Annotated in this window: 14 protein-coding genes and 1 tRNA gene; 11 read left to right on the top strand and 4 right to left on the bottom strand. The window is 66.6% G+C overall.

Annotated elements, in window-relative coordinates; translation table 11 throughout:
• Positions 1 to 4: 4 nt before the first annotated feature.
• Positions 5 to 598, bottom strand: coding sequence for a TetR/AcrR family transcriptional regulator (locus BTO20_RS07670; RefSeq protein WP_087081754.1), 594 nt, complete (start codon positions 596 to 598; stop codon positions 5 to 7).
• 86 nt (positions 599 to 684) lie between these two features.
• Between BTO20_RS07670 and BTO20_RS07665 the strand changes: the two genes are divergently transcribed.
• From BTO20_RS07665 to pth, 8 genes are all read left to right on the top strand, one after another.
• Positions 685 to 756 (top strand) — tRNA-Gln (locus BTO20_RS07665).
• Positions 757 to 877: 121 nt separating this feature from the next.
• Positions 878 to 2,326, top strand: coding sequence for a bifunctional UDP-N-acetylglucosamine diphosphorylase/glucosamine-1-phosphate N-acetyltransferase GlmU (gene glmU, locus BTO20_RS07660; protein ID WP_087074719.1), 1,449 nt, complete (start codon positions 878 to 880; stop codon positions 2,324 to 2,326).
• 112 nt (positions 2,327 to 2,438) lie between these two features.
• The gene (locus BTO20_RS07655; protein WP_087074717.1) at positions 2,439 to 3,419 is read left to right on the top strand and encodes a ribose-phosphate diphosphokinase; all 981 of its coding nucleotides are present in this window, start codon (positions 2,439 to 2,441) and stop codon (positions 3,417 to 3,419) included.
• Positions 3,420 to 3,423: 4 nt separating this feature from the next.
• Positions 3,424 to 3,762: an arsenate reductase (glutaredoxin) gene (gene arsC, locus BTO20_RS07650; protein WP_087074715.1), complete on the top strand. Its 339-nt coding sequence runs from the start codon at positions 3,424 to 3,426 to the stop codon at positions 3,760 to 3,762.
• A complete protein-coding gene (locus BTO20_RS07645; RefSeq protein WP_087074713.1) occupies positions 3,759 to 4,409 on the top strand; it encodes an LpqN/LpqT family lipoprotein in 651 nt (216 codons plus the stop codon). Before arsC ends, BTO20_RS07645 begins: the two co-directional genes overlap by 4 nt.
• 16 nt (positions 4,410 to 4,425) lie before the next feature.
• Positions 4,426 to 5,289 carry an oxidoreductase gene (locus tag BTO20_RS07640; RefSeq protein ID WP_087074711.1) on the top strand — a complete coding sequence of 288 codons (864 nt, stop codon included), beginning with the start codon at positions 4,426 to 4,428 and terminating at the stop codon, positions 5,287 to 5,289.
• A 153-nt stretch (positions 5,290 to 5,442) separates the two neighbouring features.
• Positions 5,443 to 6,090, top strand: coding sequence for a 50S ribosomal protein L25/general stress protein Ctc (locus tag BTO20_RS07635; protein ID WP_087074709.1), 648 nt, complete (start codon positions 5,443 to 5,445; stop codon positions 6,088 to 6,090).
• Between the two features lie 14 nt (positions 6,091 to 6,104).
• Complete coding sequence (pth, locus tag BTO20_RS07630; RefSeq protein WP_087074707.1) at positions 6,105 to 6,680, top strand: aminoacyl-tRNA hydrolase; 576 nt, start codon at positions 6,105 to 6,107, stop codon at positions 6,678 to 6,680.
• A gap of 108 nt (positions 6,681 to 6,788) precedes the next feature.
• Here pth and BTO20_RS07625 read toward each other — a convergent pair whose 3' ends face one another.
• Complete coding sequence (locus BTO20_RS07625) at positions 6,789 to 7,823, bottom strand: epoxyqueuosine reductase (RefSeq protein ID WP_087074705.1); 1,035 nt, start codon at positions 7,821 to 7,823, stop codon at positions 6,789 to 6,791.
• A 111-nt stretch (positions 7,824 to 7,934) separates the two neighbouring features.
• Between BTO20_RS07625 and BTO20_RS07620 the strand changes: the two genes are divergently transcribed.
• The gene (locus tag BTO20_RS07620; RefSeq protein WP_087074703.1) at positions 7,935 to 8,489 is read left to right on the top strand and encodes a DUF6611 family protein; all 555 of its coding nucleotides are present in this window, start codon (positions 7,935 to 7,937) and stop codon (positions 8,487 to 8,489) included.
• Positions 8,490 to 8,578: 89 nt separating this feature from the next.
• Here BTO20_RS07620 and BTO20_RS07615 read toward each other — a convergent pair whose 3' ends face one another.
• On the bottom strand, positions 8,579 to 10,213 hold the full coding sequence (locus tag BTO20_RS07615) for a fatty acyl-AMP ligase (RefSeq protein WP_087074701.1): 1,635 nt from the start codon (positions 10,211 to 10,213) through the stop codon (positions 8,579 to 8,581).
• Positions 10,214 to 10,506: 293 nt separating this feature from the next.
• A complete protein-coding gene (locus tag BTO20_RS07605; protein ID WP_198344289.1) occupies positions 10,507 to 11,475 on the bottom strand; it encodes a 4-(cytidine 5'-diphospho)-2-C-methyl-D-erythritol kinase in 969 nt (322 codons plus the stop codon).
• Positions 11,476 to 11,530: 55 nt separating this feature from the next.
• Between BTO20_RS07605 and BTO20_RS07600 the strand changes: the two genes are divergently transcribed.
• Complete coding sequence (locus BTO20_RS07600; RefSeq protein WP_087074697.1) at positions 11,531 to 12,388, top strand: serine/threonine-protein kinase; 858 nt, start codon at positions 11,531 to 11,533, stop codon at positions 12,386 to 12,388.
• Positions 12,389 to 12,467: 79 nt separating this feature from the next.
• Positions 12,468 to 13,970, top strand: a complete 1,503-nt coding sequence (locus tag BTO20_RS07595) for an amino acid permease (protein WP_087074695.1) — start codon at positions 12,468 to 12,470, stop codon at positions 13,968 to 13,970.
• Positions 13,971 to 14,004: the final 34 nt, after the last annotated feature.

The raw sequence follows: 14,004 nt of genomic DNA, 5'->3' as shown, positions 1-14,004 counted from the left end.
AGCGCTACTCCTCGTGCAGTACCGGATCGGGCTCCAGATGCGTCAGGCCGTTCCACGCCAGGTTGACCACGTGGGCGGCCACTACTTCTTTCGGGGGTTCGCGGACGTCGAGCCACCACTGCGCCGTCATGGACACCGAACCGACCAGGGCCTGGGCGTAGAGCGGTGCCAGCTCGGGGTCCAATCCGCGCCGGGAGAAATCCCCGGCCAGGATCGAGGACACCTGGTTGACGGCGTCGTTGAGCAGCGTCGCGTAGGTGCCCGAGGTGATCGCGGCCGGCGAGTCGCGGATCAGGATGCGGAAGCCGTCGGTGTGCTCCTCGACGTAGGTGAGTAATGCCAGCGCCACGCGCTCGACTCGCACCCGGGAACGGTTCCTGGTCAGCGACGACGTGATGCCCTCCAGCAGGGCCGACATCTCGCGGTCGACGACGACGGCGTACAACCCCTCTTTGCCGCCGAAGTGCTCATAGACCACTGGCTTGGACACGTTGGCGCGCTGCGCGATCTCTTCGATGGAGGTGCCGTCGTAGCCACGCTCGGCGAACAGCGACTTGGCGATCTCGATGAGCTGTTGTCGCCGTTCGCTGCCGGTCATCCTGGCGCGGGGTGCACGCACTTCCTTCTCGGGTGCTGCCACGCAGACCAGCCTATCGACTTGCACTAGAGTCTCGGATTGATCGGTCCGTCGTGGTGTAATCGGCAGCACCTCTGATTTTGGTTCAGATAGTTCAGGTTCGAGTCCTGGCGACGGAGCAACGAATGAGGCTTGCCGAGCGAGCAGGCAGCCTGGGGATGGCGACGAGCGTGCGCAAAATGCATGCTCGATGCGGTGTGTTGCGGGGCAGACACGCACGCTCGCGGTGAAAGGGGAACTGTGACCGCATCGACCGAGGCCGCAATCGTCGTACTGGCAGCTGGAGCCGGGACCCGGATGCGGTCGAACACCCCGAAAGTGCTGCACACGTTGGGCGGGCGCAGCATGCTCGCGCACGCCGTGCACACCGTGGCGAACGTCTCGGCGCGGCACGTGGTGGTGGTGCTCGGCCATGACCGCGAACGCATCGCCCCAGCGGTCACCGAGCTCGCCGTCAAGCTCGGCCGCACGATCGACATCGCCATCCAGGACGAACAACGCGGCACCGGCCATGCCGTCGGGTGCGGGCTGAGCGCACTGCCCGATGATTTCGCCGGCACCGTCGTGGTCACCTCAGGTGACGTACCGCTGCTCGACTCCGACACCCTGGCCGATCTGATCGCCGGGCATACCGGTGCGACGGCCGCGGCGACCGTGCTGACCACCACGGTGGCCGACCCCACCGGATATGGCCGCATCCTGCGCACCCAGGACAACGAGGTGATCGGCATCGTCGAGCAGGCCGACGCCAGCGAGTCACAACGCTCCATCCGCGAGATCAACGCCGGCGTGTACGCCTTCGACATCGCCGACCTGCGGTCCGCGCTGAGCCGGTTGCGGTCCGACAACGCACAGCAGGAGCTCTACCTGACCGACGTCGTGGCCATTCTGCGCCAGGACGGCCGCACGGTACGGGCCCGCCACGTCGACGACAGCGCGCTCGTGGCCGGCGTCAACGACCGCGTCCAACTGGCCGATCTGGGCGCCGAACTGAACCGCCGCACCGTGGCCACCCACCAGCGGGCCGGCGTGACGATCGTCGACCCCGGCACCACCTGGATCGATGTCGACGTCACCATCGGCCGCGACACGGTCGTGCGGCCCGGGACCCAGCTGCTCGGGACCACCGAGATCGGCTCGGGCTGCGAGATCGGCCCCGACACCACGCTCGACGACGTCGAGGTCGGCGACGGCGCATCGGTGGTCCGCACCCACGGACAGCTCGCGGTGATCGGCGCCGGAGCGACCGTCGGGCCGTTCACCTACCTGCGGCCCGGCACGATCCTGGGCGCCGAGGCCAAGCTGGGCGCGTTCGTCGAGACCAAGAACTCGACGATCGGCGCCGCGACCAAGGTGCCGCACCTGACCTACGTCGGCGACGCGGACATCGGTGATCACAGCAACATCGGGGCCTCCAGTGTGTTCGTCAACTACGACGGCGAGAACAAGCACCGCACCACGATCGGCTCGCACGTCAGGACCGGTTCGGACACCATGTTCATCGCGCCGGTGACGGTCGGCGACGGCGCCTATACGGGCGCGGGGACCGTCTTGCGCGACGACGTTCCGCCAGGTGCGCTGGCCGTATCGGACAACGCACAACGCACGTTCGAAGGCTGGGTCGAACGCAAACGGCCAGGCTCCGCGGCTGCCGAAGCGGCCCGTAAAGCGCGCGGCGACGGCCAGTGAGGCCGCACTAACTCGACGCTTTGTGTTGGCAGTCTGGTAACCCGGCAACGCGAACGCGGAAACGCTACGTACGATTGCCCCGTATCGATCCCCGACCGCGAAGGCAGCCATAGTGGCCACGGACTGGACCGACAACCGAAAAAACTTGATGCTGTTCTCGGGTCGCGCGCACCCAGAACTCGCCGAGCAGGTTGCCAAAGAACTCGACGTCTCGGTCACTGCGCAGACCGCGAGGGACTTCGCCAACGGTGAGATCTTCGTGCGGTTCGAGGAGTCGGTGCGAGGCTGCGACGCCTTCGTGCTGCAGAGCCATCCGTGGCCGCTCAACCAGTGGCTGATGGAACAGCTGATCATGATCGATGCGCTCAAGCGTGGCAGCGCCAAGCGCATCACCGCGGTGCTGCCGTTCTATCCCTACTCCCGGCAGGACAAGAAGCACCGCGGCCGCGAGCCCATCTCCGCCCGCCTGGTCGCCGACCTGCTCAAGACCGCCGGTGCCGACCGCATCCTGACGGTCGACCTGCACACCGATCAGATCCAGGGCTTCTTCGACGGCCCGGTCGACCACATGCGGGCACAGTCGCTGCTGTGTGGCTACATCGCCGACAAGTACACGGGCTCGGACATGGTCGTGGTCTCCCCCGACTCGGGCCGCGTGCGCGTGGCCGAGAAGTGGGCCGACTCGCTGGGTGGCGTGCCGCTGGCCTTCATCCACAAGACGCGCGACCCGCTGGTGCCCAACCAGGTGAAGTCCAACCGCGTGGTGGGTGACGTCAAGGGCAAGACCTGCATCCTGACCGACGACATGATCGACACCGGCGGCACCATCGCCGGCGCGGTGAAACTGTTGCGTGAGGACGGCGCCAAGGACGTGGTGATCGCCGCGACCCACGGTCTGCTCAGCGATCCGGCGCCGCAGCGACTGGCCGAGAGCGGTGCACGTGAGGTGATCGTCACCAACACCCTGCCGATCGGCGAAGAGAAGCAGTTCCCACAGCTGACCGTGTTGTCCATCGCGCCGCTGCTGGCCAGCACCATCCGCGCCGTCTTCGAAAACGGTTCGGTGACCGGCCTGTTCGACGGGTCCGCGTAGCTTCATGGAACGCATCTACCACAATCCGAAGTGCTCGACCTCGCGCAAGACGCTGGAGTTGTTGCGCGAGAACGGCATCGAGCCCGAGATCGTGCAGTATCTGAAGACCCCGCCGAGCCGTGCGGAGCTCAAGCAGATGATCGCTGACGCCGGGATCGACGTGCGGACCGCGGTGCGCAAGCGTGAATCACTGTATGCCGAACTGGGTTTGGCCGACGCGTCCGACGACGAATTGCTCGACGCCATGGCCGAACATCCGATCCTGATCGAACGCCCATTCGTCGTCACCACCAAGGGCACCCGGCTGGCCCGGCCGATCGACGCGGTGCACGAGATTCTGTGAACCGACTGATCGCCGCGGGGGCAGCCCTGGCCGTTGCGGCGTCACTCGCCGGATGCGGCGCGAAAACGCCTGACTACCAGTCGATCTGGACCACCAGCGCGACGACCACCACGCCGACCAGCACCCAACCACCGGTGCCGATCTCCAATTACCTGGAAAGCATCGGGGTCAGCGGCGAACCGATCGCACCCGAGAAGATCCCCACCCTGGCCGTCACCATGCCCACGCCAGCGGGCTGGCATCCGTACTCCAACCCGAACCTCGCGCCGGGCACCCGGATGATCGCCAAGGGCAACACCTACCCGACCGCGATGCTGCTGGTGTTCACCCTGCACGGTGACTTCGACGTCGCCAAGGCCATCAAGGACCACGGGTACGCCGACGCCCAGCTGTCGGAGAATTTCAAACAGCTCAACGCTTCCACCGACGACTGGCACGGCTACCCGTCGGCCATGATCGAGGGCTCTTACGACCTCAACGGCCAGCGGATGCAGAGCTACAACCGCATCGTCATCGCATCCGACGGGCTGCAGCCGCCGCAGCGGTACCTGGTCCAGCTCACCGTCACCACGTTCGCCGATCAGGCCCAGGCCCAAGGCCCGGATATCGAGGCCATCATCTCGGGGTTCAACGTCACCAAGAAGTGAGCCTAGGCTGATCGCCATGACCTGGACCGCTGCCGATCTGCCCTCGTTCTCCGGACGCACCGTCATCGTCACCGGCGCCAACAGCGGGCTCGGCCTCGTCACCGCCCGTGAGCTGGCTCGCGTCGGCGCTGACGTCATCGTGGCCGTCCGCAACCTGGACAAGGGCGCTGCCGCCGCGCAGACCATGTCGGGCAACGTCGAGGTTCGCAAACTCGATCTGCAGAGCCTGGCGTCGGTGCGCGAGTTCGCCGACACCGTCGAGCGGGTCGATGTGCTGATCAACAACGCAGGCATCATGGCAGTTCCGTTGTCCCGCACGGCCGAGGGCTTCGAAAGCCAGATCGGCACCAATCACCTCGGCCACTTCGCGCTGACCAACCTGCTGCTGCCCAAGCTCACCGACCGTGTGGTGACGGTGTCCTCGCTGATGCACCTCATCGGCTGGATCAGCCTGAAAGACCTCAACTGGAAGTCCCGCCCCTACCTGGCATGGCCCGCGTACGGCCAGTCCAAGCTGGCCAATCTGCTGTTCACCTCCGAGCTGCAGCGGCGGCTGACGGCGTCGGGCTCCTCGGTGCGGGCCGTGGCCGCCCATCCCGGCTATTCGGCAACCAACCTGCAGGGCCAGACCGGCAACGCGATCGGTGACAAGATCTTCACCGCCGCCAACAAGGTCGCCACCGACGCCGACTTCGGTGCCCGCCAGACCCTCTACGCGGCATCCCAGGACATTCCGGGCGACAGCTTCATCGGGCCGCGGTTCGGCATGCGGGGCCCGACGGGCCGCAGCGCGCGCAGCCCGCTGGCCCGCAAGGCGGACACCCAGAAGGCCCTGTGGCAGCTGTCCGAGCAGCTCACCGATACCGCCTACCCGCTCTAGATTTTTAGCCGGCGGACCTTTCTTGCTACCCTGACCAGGCGTCACGGCGAGGGTGGACCCGAAGGGCCACCGTTATCGACGGGAACATTTCGAGTTGTTGCATCCCTGGCCGTACTGACGATCTGACCGCAGTACCCCGATAAGGAGCAACACATGGCCAAGAACTCGGCCCCCAACAAGCTGACCGCCACGGTGCGTACCCGCACCGGCAAGGGCGCCTCCCGCCAGGCCCGCCGCGACGGCCGGGTCCCCGCCGTCCTCTACGGCCACGGCAGCGACCCCCAGCACCTCGAGCTCAGCGCCCACGACTTCGCTGCCGTGCTGCGTAACTCCGGCACCAACGCCGTGCTGACGCTGGACATCGACGGCAAAGAGCAACTGGCGCTGACCAAGGCGCTGGAGATCCACCCGATCCGCCGCAACATCCAGCACGCCGACCTGCTGGTCGTCCGCCGGGGCGAGAAGGTCACCGTCGACGTCAACGTGATCGTCGAGGGCGACGCCGCGTCGGGCACCCTGGTGACCCAGGACGCCAACACCATTCAGATCGAGGCCGAGGCGCTGTCGATCCCCGAGCAGCTGACCGTGTCGATCGAGGGCGCCCCGGCAGGCACCCAGATCACCGCGGCCCAGATCGCGCTGCCCGCCGGCGTCGGCCTGATCTCCGACCCCGAGACGCTGGTGGTCAACGTCGTCGAGGCGCCGACCGCCGAGGACCTGGAGGCCGAGGGCGCAGGCGAGGCAGCCGAGGCTCCCGCCGCCGAAGAGCCCGAGTCTGCTGCCGAAGAGTCCGCCGAGTAGATCGGATCCTTGCTGTGACCGAGCCGTTGCTGGTGGTTGGCCTGGGCAATCCGGGCCCCGTCTACGCAAAGACCCGGCACAACGTGGGATTCATGGTGGCCGACCTGTTGGCCGGGCGAATGGGCTCGGCCTTCAAGGTGCACAAGAAATCCGGAGCCGAAATCACCACGGGCCGGTTGGGAGACCGGTCCGTGGTGCTGGCCAAACCACGCACGTACATGAACGAGTCCGGCCGTCAGGTCGGACCGTTGGCCAAGTTCTATTCGATCGCCCCGGCCGACATCGTGGTCATCCACGACGAGCTCGACATCGACTTCGGCCGCATCCGGCTCAAGCTCGGTGGCGGCGAGGGCGGTCACAACGGACTGCGTTCGGTGGCATCCGCCCTGGGCACCAAGGACTTTCAGCGGGTGCGGGTCGGCGTCGGCCGCCCGCCGGGCCGCCAGGATGCCGCCGCGTTCGTCCTCGATCCATTCAATGCCGTTGAGCGCAAAGAGGTCCCGACAATCTGCGAGCAGGCCGCCGATGCGACCGAACTACTGCTGAAGGTCGGCCTTGAGCCGGCGCAGAACACCGTCCACGCCTGGTAACTTCCCCCCGCGGGCACCCTTTCTTCCCGCGGGCACCTTCTCCCCGCGAGCAGACAGCTAGGTACGCGACACGCCGCGTTTCGGGTGCCTGCATGTCTGCTCGCCGGGTCAACGGCCGCTGATGCCGCTGTCGACCACCTTCACCGTCTTGTGCGGAAACCGCTTCTCGGCGTGCGCCTTTGCCACCGAATTCGGTAACACATACAGCGTTTCCCGTTTCTGCTGAAGCGGTCTGAGCACAGTGTCCATGAACGCCTTGCGGTCGTCGAGGTAGGGCTCGATGACGTCCTCTCCCGCCGGGCACACCGCGAGGCAGTAGGCGGCCTTGTAGTTGGCCTTGAACGAGAGGCTCTGCCACATCGAGGCGTTCTCCGAATCGCTGACACGGGAACGGAAGTCGGCCGCGTCGGAACTGTCGGCGATGGTCTGCGCCCAGTCGGTGAAACCGCCCATGAACTCGCGGTAGTTGTGCACCGAGCAGGCGATGAAATCGAATTCGCCATCCTTGCCGATGGCACCGACCGGGCACGCCGCGACGCACAGCTTGCATTCCAGACATGGCGAATAGTCCAGCGGCGCACCGTAACTGCTGATCGGCGCGGCAACCAGGATGGTGGCCAGCAGGATGAAGTTGCCGAACCTGGGGTGGATCACGTTGCGGTGAATGCCCATGACCCCCAAACCCGCGGCCACCGCGACGGGCTTGTGCGCGACCACCCAGATCCGCCCCGGGAAGCGGTCCATCTCCATGGGAAAGGTGGCCGACGGGTTGAGCGCCCGCTGCCCCGCATCCTCCAGCGCGCGGGTGATGCGGTGCGCAGCTTCGTTGATGATCTCGCCGCTGCGGTGAAATTCCTGGTTGGCGACGCTGCGCGCAGTGGACCGCACATTGTCGCGGTTCATCTTCACCACCAGCGAGATGTAGCTGCGTACACCCGGTAGAGCGGCGTCGGCGTGCTCCTGCTCGGAGGCCAGCGCCGGGTCGTCGACGCTCGCGAACGCCACGTCGTCGGCCCCCGCCTCCAGGCAGATCCGCCGCAACCAGTCCGCGTCGATGACCGCCGGAACCTGCGGCGCAGGCCGGGACCGCACCGCCCGCACCGTGGGATGACCGGCAAGGCGGGCGGGAAGCTGATCCGTCATGCATCTAAGTATAGTTACCTATACTCAGATGCGCAAAGACCTTCCGAACAAGACGTCAAGAAAGCGTTTGGAGCCCTGTGCCTACCGACCAAATAGGGGTAGACCCGAAGTATGGGCATCATGCGCTCGCACCCGCTGCGCCGCTGCGTAGCCCGGCTGCTCGACGGGGATCGGGTATGGGGTTCGATCGACGTCCGTCCGGGCCGATTCGGCATCGTCCACTACCGGCTGGTGGTCTTCCCGCCCGGCCTCAGTACGAGCGACCGCCGGTGGATTCGCGCCGCGCGGGGCTGGCCACTGTGGGGGATGCTGCTGTGGTTGCAGTGCGAGGCGTGGCTGTCCCCCACGCTGCTCACACCGTGGACAGCATTGGCGGTGTCCACGGCAGTGCCGTTGGTAGCCGGTGTCGTCATCGTCACCATGGCCGGTGAGGCCCGCAGACAGGTCCACACCATCGTCGCCATCACGATGGCCGGATACGACGAGCCGCTCTCCCTGGCTGCGCGTGACCGGCTGGCCACCGCGGCGGCCCGGCTCATCGACGCCGACGAGCGGCTGGCACGGCGTGAGATCTCGGTCGTCGACCACGAGCTCATCTGGTGGCAGGTCTACGACCGCATCGAGCAGGATGCGGCGACGCGGTCACCCCACGAACAGCCTCACTAGCCACCGCGAACAGACCTGGCGGCACCCGAACACCGGCGTGTCGCGTACCTCAGCGTCTGCTCGCGCGGCTAGGTGACCAGCGAACGCGACTAGGTGACCAGCGAAACGGAGTTGGCGCGGCGGAGCTTGCCCGACGACGTCTTCGGGATGGTGCCCGGCCCGAGCACGACGACGTTGCGCGGCCGCACGTCGACCTCGGTGACGACCTCGTGGGCGACCTGGTGCTCGATACGGCGTACCTCGGCCGGATCCTGCCAGGCGTTGGATTCCACGGCGACGGCGAAGGTCTCCCGCGAGTGCCCGGCGTCCAGCCGCACTGCGACCGCACATCCGGTGCGCACGCCGTCGACACGACCGGCGGCCCGCTCGATGTCGGTCGGGTAGATATTGCGGCCGGCCATGATGATGACGTCCTTGACGCGGCCACAGACCACGACGTGTCCCTCGTCGGTCAGGTAGCCGAGATCGCCGGTGTCATACCAGCCGTTCTCGTCCTGGGCCGGCAGGAATCCGCCCATGGTGACGTAACCCGGAGTGACGCACTCGCCGCGCAGCTCGATGACGCCCACGCCGCGGGCAGGCATCACGTCGCCGTTCTCGTCGACCACCCGGGCTTCGAGATCGGTCAGCAGCGGGCCGAGCGTCGCCAGCCGCCGCGTGTTGCCCTTGGTGGCGGGCACGGCGCGGCGCAGCGCCGCCAGCAGGTCGGCGTCGACCTCGTCGACCACCAGACCGGCGTTGCACTCGGAGAACGACACCGCGAGCGTGGTCTCGGCCATGCCGTACGCCGGCAGGATTGCCCCGGGCGCCAGCCCGAACGGCTTGCCCGCGTCGAGCAGGTCCTCGACGTCAGCGGGATCAACGGGCTCGGCACCGGACAGCGCGAAACGCAGCGTGGACAGGTCGAACTGGCCCGGCTCGGCCTGCTTGCGCAGCCGCTTGGCGAACAGCGCGTAGGCGAAGTTGGGCGCCGCGGTCATGGTGCCCTTGTACTTGTCGATGAGCTTGGCCCACAGCAGCGTGTCACGCAGGAAGTCCATCGGCGTGACCTTGACCAGCTCGGCGCCGAAGTACATCGGGATGGTCAGGAAGCCGACCATGCCCATGTCGTGGAAGCAGGGCAGCCAGCTCACCATGACGTCTTTGTCGACGTCGTACTGCGCGCCGATGAACATGGCCTCGGCGTTGGAGTGGATGTTGCGGTGGGTGATCTGCACGGCCTTGGGCGACCCGGTCGACCCGGAGGTCAGCTGCATGAGGGCCAGGTCGTCCTCGCCGGTCTCGATCGGGTCGATCGGCTCGGCGGCCAGCAGATCGGCCACCGTGAGCACCTTGATGCCCTTTTCTTCGAGCACCGGGATGGCGACGAGGAACGGCTCGGCGACGATGACGGCCGTGGCCTCGATCATGCCGATGACGTTCATGGTGTCTTCGGCCCACACCGCCAGGTCGGTCCGCGGCGTCGGCTGGTGCAGCATGGTGAGGCTCGCGCCGCGCATCCACACGCCCTGCGCCGTCGGCGCGATCTCCACCGGGTAGCCGGCCAGCACGCCGATCGCAGCGCCGTGTCCGATGCCTGCCGCGGCGAGTCCGCCTGCGATGCGGCGGGCCCGCTCGTGAACCTCTAGCCAGGTGTGCCGGACGGGCTCGTGCGGCTCGCCGGTGACCATGCCGCGATCGCTCTCATGGGCGTTGCGGTACATCTTGTCGGTGAATCTGCTCACGACGACCTCCTCGGCTTCCGGAGCCGCAGCGCCGGTGACATGGGATACAGCGCCCGGGTTTCCATGCTCCGCCTGATGTCCGACGCCAGTGTGAAGGCGCGCGCACACATTTGGGCAGCGGTTATGTCTCGGTTAGGTGATGCCGTCGGCGGCAGGCCGCAAGTCAACCGCCCGCCGAGCACGACGGGCGACGATGCATCATCGCTGGCAATCACCATCGGTCATCTTATGAGACTCTTAAGTAGCTGCCAAACCAACGCGAGAATTGAGTCCTGAGTCACACCGCGCCGATATCACACCGACGCCGACGGCGCAGGCACCACCCGCGCCCCATGGACCGGGCCACTGGTCACCCGCACCGTACGGCACACCCCTGCACCCGCCAATTGCGCGCCCACATCGACCGCGGCGGTCGCAGACGCGCACAGGAACGCGCAGGTCGGCCCGGAACCCGAGACGATGCCGGCCAGCGCCCCCGCCTCGACGCCGGCCCGCAAGGTGCGCCGGAGCTCCGGGTACAGGCTCAACGCCGCCGGCTGCAGATCGTTGCCCAGCAGCGACGCCAGTTCCGCCGCGTCCCCCGAGGCCAGTGCCGCCAGCACGGGTTCGGGTTCCTCGGCCCGGGGCGGCTCGTCGCGGCTGGCGTCGGCACGCAGCCGGTCCAGTTCTCCGAACACCTTCGGCGTGGACAAGCCGCGATGGGCGAATGCCAGCACCCAGTGGAAGGTGTTGCGGGCCAGCACCGTGGCCAGTTCCTCACCGCGCCCACTGCCCAGCGCCGTCCCGCCGTGCAACGCGAAGGGCACGTCGCTGCCCAGCCGGGCGGCGAGCGCATGCAGATCACGCCGCGGCACCCCGAGCTCCCACAGCGTGTTCATCGCCACCAGCACACCTGCCGCGTCGGCACTGCCGCCCGCCATGCCACCGGCCACCGGGATGGACTTGTCGATCGCGATGGCGACGTCGGGCGCGCGGCCGACGTGGTCGGCCAGCAGTACGGCGGCCCGCCAGGCCAGGTTGCGCTCGTCGGTGGGCAGCGCCTCGACACCTTCACCCGACATGGTCACCGACAGCATGTCGGCGTTGCGCACGGTGACTTCGTCGGTCAGCGATACCGCATGAAAGACCGTGGTCAGCTCGTGATAGCCGTCCTCACGCAGGTCGTCGACCGCGAGGTACAGATTGACCTTGCCGGGCACACGCACGGTGACCGACCCGGTGGGGACCCATTCGGATGCGGTACTGCCGTCGGATGCGGACACGGCCACGACACTATCTCTGAGGACGGCAAACCGTCACCGAACCTATGCTGTGACAGTGGTGTCACCCGGTGAAGGGTCCATCGCGGAATACGAGGTCGACGAGGTCCTCGGCCGCGGCGGCTGGGCCGTGGTGTATCGCGCTCACGATCCCGATGGCGCCGTCGTCGCACTGAAGATCCTCAATGAATCGCACCGCAGGCCCGATCAGCTGGCGCGGCTGCAGCGCGAGTTCGACTTCGCCCGCAGGCTCACGCACCCCAACATCGTCAGGGTCTACGCCGCGAGCCAGGTCTGGCTGGCCATGGAACTGGTCGACGGCGGCACCATCGGCGGGCTGGCGATGACGAGCGACCGGCTCACGGCCTTGACTCAGATCGCGGCCACGCTCGACCACGCGCACCGGTGCGGGATCGTGCACTGCGATGTCAAACCATCGAATATCCTTGTGGACAACCCTTTTTCGCGAGCAGTGCTGATCGATTTCGGGGTGGCACACTCGGTTTCGGAAGACGTGGCCATCCGGCTGGCCCACGACGGCGGACGCCTCACGCTCGACCCCGCCAAGCGCATCACGCGCCAGTTCCGAGAGCCGCGCGCCCAGGTGCAGGCCTCGTTGCCGTACTCGGCGCCCGAACTGCTCAGCGGGAGAGCACCTTCGGCAGCCACCGACCAATATTCGTTGGCGTGCACGGCCATCGAGATGCTGACCGGATCGCCGCCCTTCACCGCAAACACCGCGATGGGATTGGTCGATCACCAGTTACATTCCCCGCCGCCGCGGATCTCCCGCCAAGTCTCGTGGATACCACACGCGGTCGACTCCATTCTGGCCAAGGCGATGGCGAAAAGACCTGATATGCGCTATGACTCGTGCACAGAGTTCATGAAACTGATCACCAGGGCACTGCGGTAACACCGAACGTAACCGTACTTAACATACGTTTTACGCCAACCGCGTTACCGCGGCACGCGCCGCAGCTAACGTCGGCACGATGTCATCCGCGCCATCCACCACCGACCACGACCCGTCTGGACTCGCTCGCGAGGACGAGGGGTATCACAAAGGGCTCAAACCGCGACAGCTTCAGATGATCGCCATAGGCGGAGCCATCGGTACCGGCCTCTTCATGGGCGCGGGCGGACGGCTCCATACCGCCGGACCTGGGTTGTTCATCGTCTACGGCGTGTGCGGGCTGTTCGTGTTCTTCATCCTGCGGGCGCTGGGTGAGCTTGTGCTGCACCGGCCTTCGTCAGGATCATTCGTGTCTTATGCCCGCGAGTTCCTCGGCGAGAAGGCCGCGTACGTGGCGGGTTGGATGTACTTCTTCAACTGGGCCTGCACCTCGATCGTCGATGTCACCGCGATCGCGCTCTACATGCACTACTGGGGCGCGTTCAAGGCCATCCCGCAGTGGACCATCGCGCTGATCGCGCTGGTGATCGTGCTGACCGTGAACATGATCTCGGTCAAAGTGTTTGGGGAGATGGAGTTTTGGGCCGCGCTGATCAAGGTCGTGGCACTGGTGACCTTTCTGGTGGTCGGCATCGTGTTCCTGGCGGGGCGGTTCAGGGTGGAAGGACAGAACACCGGGTTCTCGGTCATCGCCGACAACGGCGGCTTGCTGCCCAACGGTGTACTGCAACTCGTGATCGTCACCTCCGGCGTGATATTCGCCTACGCTGCAGTGGAATTGGTCGGCACAGCCGCCGGTGAGACGGAGCACCCCGCAAAGGTCATGCCGCGCGCGATCAACTCGGTGGTGGTCCGCATCGCCGTGTTCTACGTCGGCTCACTCATCTTGCTCGCACTGCTGCTGCCCTACACCGCCTATCAGCAGGGCACCAGCCCGTTCGTCACGTTCTTCTCCAAGATCGGTGTGCCCGCAGCCGGCGACATCATGAACTTCGTGGTGCTCACCGCCGCGCTGTCGAGCCTGAACGCCGGCCTCTACTCCACCGGACGCATCCTGCGGTCGATGGCGATGAACGGCAGTGCCCCGCAGTTCACCGCGAAGATGACCAGGCGCGGCGTCCCGTTCGCCGGTATCGCGCTGACGGGTGTGTTCACCGTGCTCGGCGTCTTCCTCAACATGGTGGTGCCCTCGGAAGCATTCAACATAGCGCTGGACCTGTCGGCGCTCGGCATCATCGCCTCGTGGGCCACCATCGTGATCTGTCAGATCCAGCTGTACCGCTGGTCCAAACGCGGGCTGTTGGCGAGGCCTGCGTTCCGGCTGTTCGGTACGCCCTACACGAGCTACGCCACCCTGGCCTTCCTGGCGGTGGTCACCGGCCTGATGTGCTACGAGAATTATTGGAACCTGGTCGCCCTGGTGGTGATCGTCCCGGCCCTTATCGTCGGCTGGTATCTGGTGCGCGGCAGGGTCATGCAATTGGCCGCCGAGCGCATCGGTGTCACCGGCAACTACCCCGTCGTCGCCGAGACCCCGCTCATGGACGAATTCCTGGACGAGAACCGCAGAGCAGATCCGTAGCCCGAAACGACAGACGGGTCGCTCACCGCGGAGA

The sequence above is a fragment of the Mycobacterium dioxanotrophicus genome (assembly GCF_002157835.1).
GTDB lineage: Bacteria > Actinomycetota > Actinomycetes > Mycobacteriales > Mycobacteriaceae > Mycobacterium > Mycobacterium dioxanotrophicus.
The sequence above is the reverse complement of the archived record's forward strand: the minus strand, read 5'-3'. Positions and strand labels throughout refer to the sequence as shown.

Coding starts and splice junctions, on each gene's coding strand:
- BTO20_RS07670 (WP_087081754.1), bottom strand. CDS start 598: ATGACCGGCAGCGAACGGCGACAACAGCTCATCGAGATCGCCAAGTCG.
- arsC (WP_087074715.1), top strand. CDS start 3,424: ATGGAACGCATCTACCACAATCCGAAGTGCTCGACCTCGCGCAAGACG.
- BTO20_RS07635 (WP_087074709.1), top strand. CDS start 5,443: ATGGCCAAGAACTCGGCCCCCAACAAGCTGACCGCCACGGTGCGTACC.
- BTO20_RS07620 (WP_087074703.1), top strand. CDS start 7,935: ATGGGCATCATGCGCTCGCACCCGCTGCGCCGCTGCGTAGCCCGGCTG.
- BTO20_RS07625 (WP_087074705.1), bottom strand. CDS start 7,823: ATGACGGATCAGCTTCCCGCCCGCCTTGCCGGTCATCCCACGGTGCGG.
- BTO20_RS07595 (WP_087074695.1), top strand. CDS start 12,468: ATGTCATCCGCGCCATCCACCACCGACCACGACCCGTCTGGACTCGCT.
- BTO20_RS07640 (WP_087074711.1), top strand. CDS start 4,426: ATGACCTGGACCGCTGCCGATCTGCCCTCGTTCTCCGGACGCACCGTC.